This window comes from uncultured Luteimonas sp., from assembly GCF_947492465.1.
In the GTDB taxonomy this organism is placed as follows: Bacteria; Pseudomonadota; Gammaproteobacteria; order Xanthomonadales; family Xanthomonadaceae; genus Luteimonas.
The window spans coordinates 777,260-790,759 of the sequence record NZ_CANLNF010000001.1; the positions used below are offsets into that span (position 1 = coordinate 777,260).

The 13,500-nt window shown below is 70.5% G+C and carries 12 protein-coding genes; 6 read left to right on the top strand and 6 right to left on the bottom strand.

Annotated features, from left to right (window positions below; all coding sequences use genetic code 11):
- Window positions 1-19: 19 nt before the first annotated feature.
- The gene (locus tag Q0863_RS03500) at window positions 20-1,708 is read right to left on the bottom strand and encodes an alkaline phosphatase (RefSeq protein WP_298575076.1); all 1,689 of its coding nucleotides are present in this window, start codon (window positions 1,706-1,708) and stop codon (window positions 20-22) included.
- A 264-nt stretch (window positions 1,709-1,972) separates the two neighbouring features.
- On the opposite strand from Q0863_RS03500, the gene Q0863_RS03505 reads away from it, so the two are divergent.
- The 3 genes from Q0863_RS03505 to Q0863_RS03515 all read left to right on the top strand — a co-directional run bounded on the left by Q0863_RS03505 (window position 1,973) and on the right by Q0863_RS03515 (window position 6,207).
- Window positions 1,973-3,301, top strand: coding sequence for a dicarboxylate/amino acid:cation symporter (locus Q0863_RS03505; RefSeq protein ID WP_298575078.1), 1,329 nt, complete (start codon window positions 1,973-1,975; stop codon window positions 3,299-3,301).
- A gap of 91 nt (window positions 3,302-3,392) precedes the next feature.
- Window positions 3,393-4,778 carry a pitrilysin family protein gene (locus tag Q0863_RS03510; RefSeq protein ID WP_298575080.1) on the top strand — a complete coding sequence of 462 codons (1,386 nt, stop codon included), beginning with the start codon at window positions 3,393-3,395 and terminating at the stop codon, window positions 4,776-4,778.
- A 10-nt stretch (window positions 4,779-4,788) separates the two neighbouring features.
- The gene (locus Q0863_RS03515) at window positions 4,789-6,207 is read left to right on the top strand and encodes a pitrilysin family protein (RefSeq protein WP_298575082.1); all 1,419 of its coding nucleotides are present in this window, start codon (window positions 4,789-4,791) and stop codon (window positions 6,205-6,207) included.
- An 81-nt stretch (window positions 6,208-6,288) separates the two neighbouring features.
- Here the strand turns inward: Q0863_RS03515 and Q0863_RS03520 are convergent, their stop codons facing one another.
- From Q0863_RS03520 to Q0863_RS03540, 5 genes are all read right to left on the bottom strand, one after another.
- Window positions 6,289-7,152, bottom strand: a complete 864-nt coding sequence (locus Q0863_RS03520) for a bile acid:sodium symporter family protein (RefSeq protein WP_298575084.1) — start codon at window positions 7,150-7,152, stop codon at window positions 6,289-6,291.
- A 27-nt stretch (window positions 7,153-7,179) separates the two neighbouring features.
- A complete protein-coding gene (locus Q0863_RS03525; protein ID WP_298575086.1) occupies window positions 7,180-7,590 on the bottom strand; it encodes a hypothetical protein in 411 nt (136 codons plus the stop codon).
- 214 nt (window positions 7,591-7,804) lie between these two features.
- Entirely contained in the window at window positions 7,805-8,692 is an 888-nt protein-coding gene (locus Q0863_RS03530) for a DUF4097 family beta strand repeat-containing protein (RefSeq protein ID WP_298575088.1), read from the bottom strand.
- Between the two features lie 31 nt (window positions 8,693-8,723).
- Window positions 8,724-9,257 carry a hypothetical protein gene (locus Q0863_RS03535; RefSeq protein WP_298575090.1) on the bottom strand — a complete coding sequence of 178 codons (534 nt, stop codon included), beginning with the start codon at window positions 9,255-9,257 and terminating at the stop codon, window positions 8,724-8,726.
- A complete protein-coding gene (locus tag Q0863_RS03540; RefSeq protein WP_298575092.1) occupies window positions 9,254-9,823 on the bottom strand; it encodes a sigma-70 family RNA polymerase sigma factor in 570 nt (189 codons plus the stop codon). Before Q0863_RS03540 ends, Q0863_RS03535 begins: the two co-directional genes overlap by 4 nt.
- 544 nt (window positions 9,824-10,367) lie before the next feature.
- Between Q0863_RS03540 and Q0863_RS03545 the strand changes: the two genes are divergently transcribed.
- Genes Q0863_RS03545 through Q0863_RS03555 form a run of 3 tightly spaced genes read left to right on the top strand, consistent with a single transcriptional unit; the run spans window position 10,368 to window position 13,488 of the window.
- Window positions 10,368-11,198, top strand: a complete 831-nt coding sequence (locus tag Q0863_RS03545; RefSeq protein WP_298575885.1) for a TIM barrel protein — start codon at window positions 10,368-10,370, stop codon at window positions 11,196-11,198.
- Between the two features lie 29 nt (window positions 11,199-11,227).
- Window positions 11,228-12,913 (top strand): GMC family oxidoreductase, encoded by a 1,686-nt coding sequence (locus tag Q0863_RS03550; RefSeq protein ID WP_298575094.1) that lies wholly within the window; start codon window positions 11,228-11,230, stop codon window positions 12,911-12,913.
- On the top strand, window positions 12,913-13,488 hold the full coding sequence (locus Q0863_RS03555) for a gluconate 2-dehydrogenase subunit 3 family protein (protein WP_298575096.1): 576 nt from the start codon (window positions 12,913-12,915) through the stop codon (window positions 13,486-13,488). The genes Q0863_RS03550 and Q0863_RS03555 overlap by 1 nt, the downstream gene beginning before the upstream one ends.
- Window positions 13,489-13,500 lie beyond the last annotated feature (12 nt).

The window sequence follows — 13,500 nt, forward strand, 5'->3', positions numbered from 1 at the left end:
TGTCCGGTGGTTACGTCTTTCAGCGGGTTCCGGAAGCTGCCCGTTCGGGCAGCTCGACCGGCACGCCGTCGCTGTTGCAGGTGCCCAGCGCGCACAGGCGCGCACGCAGGGACGGGGTGGCCTGCACGATCAGGTGGTGGATCACGTGCTGCTCCAGGGTGCCGCGGAAGGATTCGCTGCCGGGCCCGCGGGCCCAGATGCCGACGTCGTCGCCACCATGGGTCTCCGAGGTTAACGGCACGAGGGCCTCCTGCATGAAGTCCGGATGTGCGGTATCCACGGCTGACAGGTCCGGGCGCCCCTGCGCCGGCTCGAATGAACCCGGACGATGCAGGTGGCGCTTGGGTCCGGCCGGCTGGCGGGCGCTGGCGCCGGCATAGCCCGGGCCATTGGCGTAGACCAGGGTGGTGTAGGGGAGGCCGAGGGCGTCGCGGGCGTACTGGTTGGGGTCGTCGTCCTCGTTCACGCGGCCGCGGACCTTGCCCAGGATGTCGTTGCCACGCCGCGGATAGCCGACGAAGCCCAGCGTGTGGGAATGATCGGCGGTGACCACGATCAGGGTGTCCTCGGCCGAGGTCATCTCCGCCGCGGCGCGCACCGCCCGCGACATGGCCACGGTCTCGTCCAGCGCCCGGTAGGCGTTGCCTTCGTGGTTGGCGTGGTCGATGCGGCCGCTTTCCACCAGCAGCACGTAGCCGTCGCCGTCGCGTGCGAGCCGTTCGATCGCGAAGCGGGTCATCTCCTCGAGGTCGGGCTCGCCCTGCCCGCCGCGATCGCGGTCGTGCTCGTACTGCATGTGGTCGTACTCGAACAGGCCGAGCACGGCGCTGGCGTCCTTCGCCGCGTGCAGCTGCACGCGGTTCCAGACCCAGGTGGCGCCGGGCTGGCGCTGCACCCATTCGGACGCCAGGTCGCGTCCGTCCAGGCGCTGGCCGACCTTGTCGTCGAGCTCCGGATCGCGCACCGACGCCGGCAGGAACTCGCCGCGACCGCCGCCGAGCACCACGCTCGGGCCGCGGCCGGCGGGGAAGTCGAGCAGTTGCTGGGCGATGTCGCGGCAGCCGGCGGCACGCGCCTCGGCGGGCAGGTCGGTGTCGTTCTCCCAGTTGCGGTCGGGTGCGTGCGCGTACACGGCCGCGGGCGTGGCGTGGGTGAGGCGGGCGGTGCTGACGATGCCGGTGGACAGGCCGGCGTCGTCGGCCAGGCGCAACCAGGACACCAACTGCCGGTCGAGGCTGCCGGCGCAGTCGCTGCGCGTGCTCGACGACACGCCGATCGCGCCCATGTGCGATTTCACCCCGGTCGCGATCGCGGTCATGGTGCCGGCCGAGTCGGGGGTCTGCGAATCGGTGTTGTAGGTCTTGGCGAAGGCGGTGTGCGGGAAATGCTCCCAGGACAGCAGGTTTTCCTCGCCCGGGCGGCCGGCGCGCTGGCCTTCCAACACGCGGGCGGCCGCGACCGTGGTCAGGCTCATGCCGTCGCCGAGGAAGACGATGACGTTCTTCGCCCGTCCGGCCATCGCGCCGTTGGCCGCCGCGCGCGCGGCGCCGCTGCGGTACCACCACTGCGCGGTTTCGCCCTCGGGATGGCTGATCGGGGGTACGTCGACCGACACGCCGGCGGGCGCGGCGGCGCGCGGCGGCGTGGCCGCGCAGGCGGCGAGCAGGACGGCGGAGAGGGCGGAGGCGGCGGGCAGCAGGCGGGGCATGGCGTATCCGGCAGGACGGGAAGGAGTACCGGTGGCGCATGGCCGCGTCGTCCCCGGGGCAGGGGACGGACGCGGTTGGGCGCGCATCCGGAAACCGGCCATTATGCCGCCGGCCTGCGACCGGGCCATGACCAGGTGCATTGCGCGGCCAGGCGTCCGCTGTCCCGCGCATCGCGGCGCGGCGTTCCACGCGTCGCGTCGCGCTGCCCGGACGGGTCGGCTAAGGTGGCGGCCTCGCCGTCCGGCGCCCTTGCCGTCTCCCCCATGACCCTCGTCCACGCCTGGCTCAAGATCCCGTTCTGGCAGCGCGTGGCCGCCGGCTTCGTGCTGGGCGTGCTGGCCGGCTGGCTGATGGGTCCGGCCGCGCAGACCTGGTTCGGGCCGCTGGGCACCGTCTACGTCAACCTGATCAAGATGATCGCGATCCCTCTGGTGTTCTTCGCCGTGGTCAGCGCGGTGGGCTCGCTGGCCGGCCAGCGCTCGATCGCCGCGCTGGCCGGGCGCACCTTCGTCTGGTTCGCGATCACCGCCGTGCTGGCGGTGGCGGTGGGGCTGGCGTTCGGGCTGCTGTTCAAGCCCGGGGTCGGGGTGGACGCCAGCAGCCTGCAGGTGGCCGAGAACTACCGCCAGCGCGAGGTGCCCGGTCCGCTCGACGTGCTGTTCAACATCGTGCCCGAGAACCCGTTCCGGGCGCTGGCCGCGCTCGGCGCCGGCAAGACCGACGATGGCCAGAACGTCATCGTGCCGAGCAACTTCACCATCCTGCAGGTGATCTTCTTCGCCGGCCTGCTCGGCTTCGCCCTGGTGAAGCTGGGCGAGAAGACGGCCGGCCTGCGTCCGCTGTTCGACCAGGCGCGCGAGCTGATGATCCAGGTCACGCGCTTCGTGCTCGAGGCCACGCCGCTGGGCACCTTCGGCCTGATCGCGGCGCTGGTGGGCAGCTACGGTTTCGGCCAGTTGTTGCCGCTGGGCAAGTTCGTGATCGCGCTGTATGCGGCCTGCGCCTTCCACATCGTGGTCGTCTACAGCAGCCTGCTGCTGGCGCACGGACTCAATCCGCTCAAGTTCTTCCGCGGCGCCGCCCCGGCGATGCAGATCGGCTTCGTGGCTTCCAGCAGCTTCGCCGCATTGCCGCTCTCGCTGAGTTCGGCCACCCACAACCTGGGCGTGAACAAGGACTACGCCAGCTTCGCGGTGCCGCTGGGTGCGAGCATCAAGATGGACGGCTGCGGTGCGATCTACCCCGCGCTTGGCGCGGTGTTCATCGCCCAGTTCATGGGGCTGGAGCTGTCGACCGGGCAGTACTTCATCATCGCCCTGGCCTCGGTGCTGGGCAGTTTCGGCACGGCCGGCGTGCCGGGTACCGCCGTGATCATGGCCACGGTGGTGATCAGCGCCGCGGGCCTGCCGCTGGAGGCGATCGGCATCCTCTACGCGATCGACCGCGTGCTGGACATGATGCGCACGATGACCAACGTCACCGGCCAGGTGTTGGTGCCGGTGCTGGTGGCGCGGCAGACCGGGCTGCTGGACCGCGAGGTATACGAGCGGGCGTCGAGCAACGTCGGGGTGGAGGAGTCCGCCGGCGCCTGAGCCATGGAGCCCCGGGCATGACGTCCGGCCTCCCCATGCGGGCGGGTGCTCGGGTAGTGTGTGCGCTTCCGCATCGGGGCAGGAGGCACCCATGAAGTCGATCCGCGCAGGAATCACGCTGTCGCTGCTGCTGGCCGCGTGGCCGGCCCTTGCCGCCGACGACGACCGCTGGGAAATCCCGGTGGCCGTCACCACGCTGGACAACGGCCTGACCGTGGTCGTGTCCGAGGACCGCAGCTCGCCGGTAGTCGGGGTGAGCGTGGTCTACGGCATCGGCATGCGCCTGGAGCCGCGCAACCGCACCGGCTTCGCACACCTGTTTGAGCACCTGATGTTCGAGGGCTCGGAGAACGCGCCCGAGGGCGTGTTCGACCGGGTCATCACCGGCGGCGGCGGCCGCAACAACGGCTCCACCCGCCCGGACTTCACCAACTACGTCGAGATCGCGCCGTCCTCGGCAATCGAACCGATCCTGTGGCTCGAGGCCGACCGCATGCGCATGCTCGACTTCAACCCGGCCACGCTGAAGAACCAGCAGGACGTGGTGAAGGAGGAGATCCGGGTCAACGTGCAGAACCAGCCCTACGGCGGTTTCATGTGGCTGGACGTGGGCTTCAACGCCTTCCAGAAGTGGGAGAACAACCACGACGGCTACGGCAGCTTCGAGGATCTCGAATCGGCCACGCTCGAGGACGTCAAGGCCTTCCATCGCGACTACTACGGCCCCAACAACGCGGTGCTGGGCCTGGCCGGCGACATCTCGGCGGAAGAAGGCTTCGCCCTGGCGCGCAAGTACTTCGGCGGCATCGCGGCGCGACCGGTGCCGGCCGGCCCGGACTTCAGCGAGGGCCTGAACACGCAGGAAAAGCGCATCCAGCAGCCCGACAAGCTGGCACAGGTGCCGGCGATCGCCATGTCGTGGAAGATGCCGGGGCGCGGCAGCAAGGACCAGCCGGCGATGTCGGTGCTCGGCGCGCTGCTGGCCAACGGCGATGCCTCGCGCCTGTACCAGGGCCTGGTCAAGGGCCGCGAGCTGGCGCTCAACGTCGACTCGCTGTACGGCCTGACCAGCGAGTGGGAGTACAACGGCCCGACGCTGTTCACCGTGTTCGCGCTGTACAAGCCCACCGCCGATGCCGACGCGGTGGTGGCGGCGGTGGACGAGGAGATCGCCCGCATCGTCGCCGACGGGGTGGACGACGCGACCCTGGCACGGGTCAAGACCCGGCTGCTGGCCGACTGGTACGACGGCATGGAGTCGTTCCTCTCGCGCGCCGACACGCTGGCCAAGCTGCAGCTGCTGTGGGGCGATGCCGCCGTCGCCAACGAGATCCCGGGATGGATCGACGCGGTGACCTCGGCCGACGTGCAGCGCGCGGCCCGGACCTACCTCACCGCCGCCAACCGCACCGTGATCGACCGCGTGCCCGAAGCGATGCTGGCCGCGAAGGACGCGGCCCCGAAGGCCGGGGAATAAGGAGATGACCATGAAGACTTCGATGAACATGCTCGTGCTGGCCGTGTCCCTGGCGCTGTCCGGTGTGGCGCTGGCCGCCCCCGCCGCCGCGGACCTGCCGAAAGACCTGCCCCCCTATGGCGCGGACAAGCCGTTGCCGGTCGCGCAGATCGGGAAGAAGACGCTGGCCAACGGACTGGAGGTGTGGGTGGTGCCGCGCGACGGCATTCCCCGCGTGGATTACGTGCTGGCGGTGCGCGATGCCGGCTATGGCGCGGATGCTGCCGATGCGCAGGGCTTCGCCGGCCTGTTCGCCGGACTGCTGGCGGAAGGCACCGCACAGCGCGATTCCAGGGCGATCGCCGAAACCGCGCAGTCCTATGGCGGCAGCGTCGGCGCCAGCGCCAGCAACGATGGCGTGCTGGTCTACGCCGGCGCGCTGACTCGTCACGCCGCGCCGATGCTGCGCTTGCTGGCCGAGATCGCGCGCAGTCCGTCGTTCCCCGACAACGAGGTGCGGCTGGCCCAGGCCAATGCCCTGCAGGCGCTGAAGGCGGCCGAGGCGCAGCCTGCGTTCAAGGCCAACCGCGCGCTGCTTGCCGCCACCTATGGCGACCACCCCTACGCGCGCACGCAGCAGACCGAAGCCTCGATCACGGCCGTCACCCCCGCCGCGCTGCGCCAGGCACATGCGGCGCGCTTCCATCCCGACCGTGCGCTGCTGGTGGTGACCGGCCGGATCGAACCGGCCGAGGCCTTCGCGCTGGCCGAATCGGCGTTCGGGGACTGGAAGGCGGCCGGTGCCGAAGCCCCTGAAACGCCAGCTGCGCGTCGCGAGGCGGAACCCGCGCGCGTGCTGATCCAGCGCGACGGCAGCGTGCAGGCCACCGTGCGCTTGGGCCGTCCGGCCATTCCCGCCACCGATCCGGACTACGTGCCCGCGATCCTCACCGGCACGGTGCTGGGTGGCGGCTTCAGCAGCCGCGTCAACCAGAACCTGCGCGAGGACAAGGGCTATACCTACGGCGCCAGCGCGGGCTTCTCGCCTTCGCGCAAGGGTGGACGGGTGCAGGCCGGCGCCGACGTACGCAACGAGGTCACCGGCGCCGCGCTCAAGGAATTCTTCGGCGAGTTCGAGCGGCTCGCGAACGAGCCGGTGCCCGAGCAGGAGCTGCTCGACACCAAGCGCTACGTCGCCGGCGGCTACCTGATCAGCAACCAGCTGCAGGGCGCGGTGGCCGCGACCCTGGCGTCGAACTGGCTGGTCGGGCTGCCTTCGGAGTTCCTGGCCAGCTACGTGCCCCGGATCCGCGAGGTGGATGCGGCCCAGGTGCAGGCGATCGCGCGCAAGTACTTCGATCCGGGCGACCAGTCGATCATCGTGGTCGGCGACCGCCAGGCGATCGCCGGACAGCTTGAGCCCTACGGCGAGTTCCGTATCGTCGAGTGAGCGCGCACCGGCGGCTTTCCCCATGGTGCGGGGAAAGCCGCCAATGCGGGAGAGCCGGCCTCGTTTCTAGGTCGGCGCCCTTCAGCGATCCGCGGCGCCACGCGCCGACCACCACGCGAATCCCGCGGCGGTGAAGAACATCAGCAGGCTGTACACCGCTGCCGGGACCGACATGGCGGCGTTGCCCAGCACGCTGAGCGCGATGAAGATCGCCAGGGTGCCGTTGTGGATGCCGATCTCCATGGCGATCGCCACCGCCTGCCTGCGCGGCAGCCGGAGCGCCAGCGGCGCGGCATAGCCCAAGCCCATGCTGGCCAGGTTGAACAGCAGGCAGGCCAGGCCGACCACGGCGAACCAGGCCAGCAGCGTGCTCCAGGCCTGGGCCACGGCCGCGACGATCAGCAGCGCCAGCACCAGCACCGACAGCAGCCGCACCGGCTTTTCCATGCGCATGGCGAAGCCCGGCGCGAAGCGGCGCACCGCCATGCCGATCGCCACCGGCAGCACGATGATCACCGCCACCTCGACGATCTTGCGTACCGGCGGCGGCACGTACTGGCCCGCGCCGAGGAAATACTCGAGCGACAGGTTGAGGATCACCGGCAGGGTGACCAGGCACAGCACGCTGTTGATCGCGGTGAGGGTGATGTTGAGCGCGACGTCGCCATGGGCGAGATGGCTGTAGATATTGGCGGTGGCGCCACCGGGCGAGGCGGCCAGCAGCATCAGCCCCACCGCCAGCTCCGGCGGCAGCCGGAACAGCAGTGCCAGCGCCAGTGCCACCCACGGCAGCACGCCGGTCTGCAGCAGCAGCCCCAGCAGCACCGCGCGCGGATAGCGCGCCACGCGGCGGAAGTCGTCGATGGTCAGGCCCAGGCCGAGGCCGAACATGATCACGCCCAGGGCCAGCGGCAACAGCAGGGTGGTCAGCAGCGAAGCCTGCATCGGTTCGGTTCCTCGACGGGGAGCGGATCAGGCAGGCGGGGTGCGGCGCCCGGCCAGGCGCGCGCCAGCCCATGCCGCCGGCAGCGGCAGCAGCACGCCGAGCGTCGTCATCCACGCCGGGTGGGGCAGCAGGCTGGCGTTGAGCAGCACGCCCGCCACGATCAGCCCGCCGACGGCAAGCGCCGCGCCGACGCGATGACGGCCGCTGGCGCGCGCCGCGACCCAGCCGCCGGTCAGGCTCGCCAGCGTCCAGCCCAGGAGCACCCACAGCTGCTTGCCGGGGCCGGCCGCGGCGACCAGCCGCGCCAGGTCTTCCTCGCTGTCCAGGGCGATGCCGGGCGGCAGCGGGAACAGCGACATGCCCAGGTATTCCAGCAGCAGGATCGTCGCCAGCGCGACGAGCAGGCCCAGCAGTACCGCGAGCGTCGAGCGGACCATGCCTTTATCCCCGGAGTGCGCCGCGACACCCGGCCGCGGCGGATCGCCGGATACTAGCATCGGTCCCGGCGTGCATCGGCGGTGGCCGGCGATGGCGACGGGCTGCGCTGCCGCGGCTGCCGCGGGCTGCGTCAGCGCAGCGGTTCACGGTGCTGGAAGAGGGAATCCACACGGATGCGGGCCGCGGCGATTCTGCCGGCGCGGCCAGCGAAGATCACTCCAGCACCAGCTCCGCGCGTCCGGAGAAGGTCTCCATCCGCACTTCGCCATCGCCGCTGCCGTAAGTGTGCTCGAAGCTCGCGCCCGGTCCATACCGGGGCTTGTCGATGTGCGCACCCGGTGCGCTGAGGCCACCGCTGAAGCTTTCGCCGTGCACCTGCGCCGACAGCGACTTCGGCAGGGTCAGGCGGATGTCGCCGCTCACCGACTCGACGGTGATGCGGCCGCCCGCGGCCAGTCCGCCGACATAGCTGGCGTTGCCCGAGACGCTGCTGGTGTCCAGCCGCCGCGCCGGCTCGCCGCGGGTGTCGATGCGGATGTCGCCCGACACGGTCTCGGCCGCGATCTCGCCGCTGATGCGCCCACGCAGCGCGATGTTGCCGCTGACGCTTTCCAGATCGACCTTGTGGCTGTTGAGGTTGAGCCGCAGGCTGCCGCTGACGCTGCCGATGTCGGCCTGGCGCGGCGCGCCGACCGCCACGATGTCGCCGCTCACGCTTTCGATGTCGAGCGAATCGCCGGCCATGCCCTGGACGTCGATGTCCACGGCCACGCCGTCGATCTCCAGTTCGGCCAGCTGCGGCACGTCGAGGATCAGGGTGGTGGGCTCCGCACGGTTGCTGCCGCGCGGGTAGCGGACCTTGACCTCCAGGTTCCTGCGGTCGCCCTCGATCTGCAGGCGCTCCACGCCATCGCCGAGGCTGCCGGTGATCCTGACTTCGGGCTTGTCCCAGGCTCGCACCTGGATGCGGCCCTTCAGGTTCGACACGTCGATGCTGCCGCGCGGATCCAGCGCGCGGGTTTCGTCGATGGGGGTGGCGGCGAAGGCCGGGGCGATGGCCAGCGCGGACAGCAGCGCAAGGGACAGGGGCAGGGTGTTCATCGAGGTTCTCCTGGAAACGGTTCGGTGGCGGTCAGGCGCTGGCAAGCTGCCGGGTGAGCGCCAGCCGGCGGGCATGGATGTGCTGCAGGCGCTGCAGCAGGAAGACGGCATCGGGGTCCTGCGCCAGCGCATCGCGCACGGCGGCGGCGCTGGCATCGAGTTCGAGCAGGCTGCGGTAGCCGGGCGCGGTGGGGCGCGGTGCCGGCACTTCGCGCAGGGCGCCGTTGTATTCGCGCGTCATGGCATCGGCCACCACGACCAGCGGCGCGGCCTGCGCGGGGGCTGGCCGGTCCGCGAGCGGGGGCGCCTGCGCGGGTTCCGGACTGGACGGCCGCAGCTGCCAGCCCAGGCCCAGGGCGAGTGCAAGGACGGCCGCGGCCGACAGCGCCGGCAGCAGGCGCGGGCGCCGGCGCGGGGCCGGTTCCGCCGCTGCCCGCGGCTGCGATGGCAGACGCGCGGCGATGTCGGGCCACAGCTCGCGCGCCGGCGGCTCGGGCGTGCGCAGCGTGCGCAGCTGCATGCGCAGCGCGGCGGGCAGGTCGTGGTCGTGGCGGGGGTCGTTCATGCGGAATCTCCAAGCCTGGCGCGCAGCAGCCTGCGCGCGCGGTGCAGCTGTGCCTTCGAACTGCCGATCGCCATGTCCAGCGCGTTGGCGATCTCCTCGTGCGTCCAGCCCTCGATGTCGTACAGCACCAGCACGGCGCGCGCCCGGGGCGGGAGGCTGTCGACGGCCTGCTGCAGGTCCATCGACAGGGCGGTGCGGTGCCCGGCGGTGTCACCGCTGCCGATGCCTTCCAGCGCATCCTCGCCGCTGTCGATCGCCGGCCCGCCGCGGCGGCTGCGCAACTCCATCAGCGCGGTGTTCGCCGCCAGGCGGTGCAGCCAGGTGCCGACGGCGCTTTCGAAGCGGAAGCCCGGCAGCGCCTGCCAGGCGCGGACGAAGGCCTCCTGGGTCAGGTCCTCGGCGCGGCTGTGCTGGTGGCCCACCAGGCGCAGGATCACGCCATGGACGCGGCCCGCGTGGCGCTGGTACAGCGCCTCGAACGCGGCCATGTCGCCGCCGGCCGAAGCCCGCGCCAGCGCCTGGTCCACGTCGGTCGCGGCGCCGCTCTCGTCCTGGGATGCACTCATCGTCGCGATCAGCATATCCAGTCCGATGCCGGGACAGGGCGCAGGGTTTAAGGCATGCCGGGCCCGCCGCGACAGGGATCGGTCGCCTGGACGGTCGGCGGGGACGGGACGCCCGCTGGGGGAGGCGGACGCGCCTGCGCTCCCATCCACCCGGCCTTGCCGAGGCAGGTGACCGGGTTTCCAGGTCGCGCCGGGGGGTCTTGCAATCGGGAACGCGATTGCTATCGTGCAATCGATTGCATCCGAGCGGATTCGCGTGTCTGTACCGGTTGGGAGGCCGGTGGAGAATGGGCATCTCGTCGAGCAGGCCGCGCGCGGCCGGCGCACAGGCAGTGCGTGTCCCGGTCACCGTGATTCATGACCCCCTCTGTACGCGCCTGCTCCGGCTGCCGCGCGACGTTTCCTGCGTGCGACTCCGGCAGCGTCTCCATGCCGCCGTGCGGCCGACCGCGGGCGGGCGCATGCCCGGACCGCCGGCCGGGCCGACCCGCGGAGGCCTGACTTGAAGCGCACGATCACCCGGCGCGACGCGCTGCGCGCCACGATGGTGGGCGGACTGGGGCTTGCGGCGGCCGGGCTCGTCCCCGCCAGCGATGTCGCCGCGCAGCCGCTCAAGGCCAACCTGAAGCACTCCGTGGCGCGCTGGACGTTCGGAAAGATGCCGGTCGCCGAGCTGTGCCGGACGGTGAAGCGGATCGGCTTTTCCGCCATCGACCTGGTCGGCCCGGACGACTGGCCCACGCTGCGGGCGCATGGCGTGCACAGCTCGATGTGCAACGGCGCCGAGCTCGGGCTGGAGAAGGGATTTGCCGAATCCCGTTTCCACGACGAACTGGTGGCGCGCTACACCCGCCACATCGACCTGGTGGCCGATGCCGGCTATCGCAACCTGATCTGCTTTTCCGGCAACCGCAACGGCATGGATCCGGCCGAAGGCATGGCCAACTCGGCCGCCGGCCTCAAGCGCATCCTCGGGCATGCGGAAAAGCGCGGCGTCAGGCTGGTGATGGAACTGCTGAACTCGCGCGTCGACCACCCCGATTACCTGTGCGACCGCTCCGCCTGGGGCGTGGCGCTGTGCGAGAAGCTGGGGTCGGAGCACTTCGGCCTGCTCTACGACATCTACCACATGCAGATCATGGAGGGCGACATCATCGCCACCATCCGCCGCGACCATCGCTGGTTCGTGCACTACCACACCGCGGGCGTGCCGGGCCGGCACGAGATCGGCGAGCAGCAGGAGCTCAACTACCCGGCGATCTGCCGCGCCATCCGCGACACCGGCTTCGGCGGATTCATCGCCCAGGAATTCATGCCCTCGGCGCCCGATCCGGTTGCCTCCCTGCGCGAGGCCATCCGCCTCTGCGACGTGTAGACCACGCCAACCCCAGGAAACAGTCATCCATGGCGAACAACCATTACGACGCGATCGTCGTCGGCTCGGGCATCAGCGGTGGCTGGGCGGCCAAGGAGCTGGCCGAGAAGGGACTCAAGGTGCTGATGCTCGAGCGCGGCCGCAACATCGAGCACATCAAGGACTACGTCAACGCGCACAAGGAGGCCTGGGACTACCCGCATCGCAACGTGCCCACCCAGGCGATGAAGCAAGCGCACCCGGTCCTGCGCCGCGACTACCCGCTGTCGGAGAGTACCGACGGGATGTGGGCCGACGAAACCGAGTGTCCGTACACCGAGACCAAACGCTTCGACTGGTTCCGCGGTTACCACGTCGGCGGGCGATCGCTGATGTGGGGGCGGCAGAGCTACCGCTTCTCGCAGCTCGACTTCGAGGCCAACGCGCGCGAGGGCATCGCCGTCGACTGGCCGATCCGCTATGAAGACATCGCGCCCTGGTACGACCACGTGGAGACGTTTGCCGGCATCGCCGGCACCGTAGAGGGTCTGGACGTGCTGCCCGATGGCAAGTTCCTTCCACCGATCCCGCTGAACGTGGTCGAGAAGGACGTGGCCGCACGCATCCGCAAGGCCTTCGGCGGCAGCCGCCACATGATCCACTCGCGCACCGCCAATATCACCGAGCCGCGTCCGGAGCAGGGCCGGGCCAACTGCCAGTACCGCAACAAGTGCATCCTCGGCTGCCCCTATGGCGCCTACTTCTCGACCCAGTCGGCGACCCTGCCGGCGGCGATGCAGACCGGCAACCTCACCCTGCGTCCGTTCTCGATCGTCAAGGAAGTGCTCTACGACAAGGACCGCAAGCGTGCGCGCGGCGTGGAGATCATCGATGCCGAGAACGGACAGACCTACCAGTACACGGCCAAGGTGATCTTCCTCAACGCTTCCGCGTTCAATTCGACCTGGGTGCTGATGAACTCGGCCACCGACGTGTGGGAAGGCGGGCTGGGTTCCTCGTCGGGCGAGCTGGGCCACAACGTCATGGACCACCATTTCGAGGTCGGCGCCCAGGGCATCGTCGACGGCTACGAGGACAGGTACTACTCGGGACGCCGCCCGTGCGGCTTCTACATCCCCCGCTTCCGCAACGTCGGCGATGACAGCCGCGGCTATCTGCGGGGTTTCGGCTACCAGGGCGGGGCAGGCCGGCAGGGCTGGTCGCGGGCCGTGGCCGAACTGGGGATCGGGGCCGGGTTGAAGGAAGCACTGGGCACCCCGGGCGACTGGACCATCGGCATGACCGCCTTCGGCGAGATGCTGCCCTACCACGACAACACCATCCGCCTGGACCGCGGCACGCAGGACAAGTGGGGCCTGCCGGTGCTGGCGATGGACGTGACGATCCGCGACAACGAACGGGCCATGCGCAAGGACATGGCCGCCGATGCCGCCGAGATGCTGGAGGCGGCCGGCGTGCGCGACGTGCAGACCTACGATGGCAAGCCCGTCCCCGGCCGGGCCATCCACGAGATGGGCACCGCGCGCATGGGACGCGACCCGAAGACCTCGGTGCTCAACGCGCACAACCAGGTGTGGGATGCGCCCAACGTGTACGTGACCGACGGCGCCTGCATGACCTCGGCCAGCTGCGTGAATCCCTCGCTGACCTACATGGCGCTGACCGCGCGCGCCGCCGACCATGCGGTGCGCGAACTCAAGGCGGGGAACCTGTGATGGACCGTCGTGGACTGCTGAAGATGATCGCGGGCGCCACTGGCGTGGCGATGGTCGGCGTGCCGGCCTACGTCCTCGTGCGGGCACCCGTCGCGCAGGGCGACGCCGGTTTCACCTCGGAACAGGTGGCGCTGCTCGACGAGATCGCCGAGGCGATCATCCCGCGTACCGACACGCCCGGGGCGAAGGATGCCGAAGTGGGCGCGTTCATGGCGCGCTTCGTCACCGACTGCTACAGCCCCGATGACCAGGCCGCCTTCCGCGCCGGACTGGTGGACCTGGACCAGCGCGCCGGCGGCAGTTTCATGGCCCTGCCGGCGGCGGACCGCCTGCAGCTGCTGACCGGACTGGACCGGCAGGCGGGCGAACAGGCGCGCAATGCCTGGGTGGCCGCCGACGGATCCGGCAGCGGGAGCGGGGTGCACTGGTTCACGATGATCAAGCAGCTGGTGCTCTTCAGCTTCTTCACCTCGAAGGTGGGGGCGACCGAAGTGCTGCGCTACGACCCGGTGCCCGGGGGCTACGACGGTGACCTGCCCTACGAGCCGGGCACGCCGGCATGGGCGACACGATGATGCGCCGCCGCT

Coding starts and splice junctions, on each gene's coding strand:
- Q0863_RS03500 (WP_298575076.1), bottom strand. CDS start 1,708: ATGCCCCGCCTGCTGCCCGCCGCCTCCGCCCTCTCCGCCGTCCTGCTC.
- Q0863_RS03505 (WP_298575078.1), top strand. CDS start 1,973: ATGACCCTCGTCCACGCCTGGCTCAAGATCCCGTTCTGGCAGCGCGTG.
- Q0863_RS03510 (WP_298575080.1), top strand. CDS start 3,393: ATGAAGTCGATCCGCGCAGGAATCACGCTGTCGCTGCTGCTGGCCGCG.
- Q0863_RS03515 (WP_298575082.1), top strand. CDS start 4,789: ATGAAGACTTCGATGAACATGCTCGTGCTGGCCGTGTCCCTGGCGCTG.
- Q0863_RS03520 (WP_298575084.1), bottom strand. CDS start 7,152: ATGCAGGCTTCGCTGCTGACCACCCTGCTGTTGCCGCTGGCCCTGGGC.
- Q0863_RS03525 (WP_298575086.1), bottom strand. CDS start 7,590: ATGGTCCGCTCGACGCTCGCGGTACTGCTGGGCCTGCTCGTCGCGCTG.
- Q0863_RS03530 (WP_298575088.1), bottom strand. CDS start 8,692: ATGAACACCCTGCCCCTGTCCCTTGCGCTGCTGTCCGCGCTGGCCATC.
- Q0863_RS03535 (WP_298575090.1), bottom strand. CDS start 9,257: ATGAACGACCCCCGCCACGACCACGACCTGCCCGCCGCGCTGCGCATG.
- Q0863_RS03540 (WP_298575092.1), bottom strand. CDS start 9,823: ATGAGTGCATCCCAGGACGAGAGCGGCGCCGCGACCGACGTGGACCAG.
- Q0863_RS03545 (WP_298575885.1), top strand. CDS start 10,368: ATGGTGGGCGGACTGGGGCTTGCGGCGGCCGGGCTCGTCCCCGCCAGC.
- Q0863_RS03550 (WP_298575094.1), top strand. CDS start 11,228: ATGGCGAACAACCATTACGACGCGATCGTCGTCGGCTCGGGCATCAGC.
- Q0863_RS03555 (WP_298575096.1), top strand. CDS start 12,913: ATGGACCGTCGTGGACTGCTGAAGATGATCGCGGGCGCCACTGGCGTG.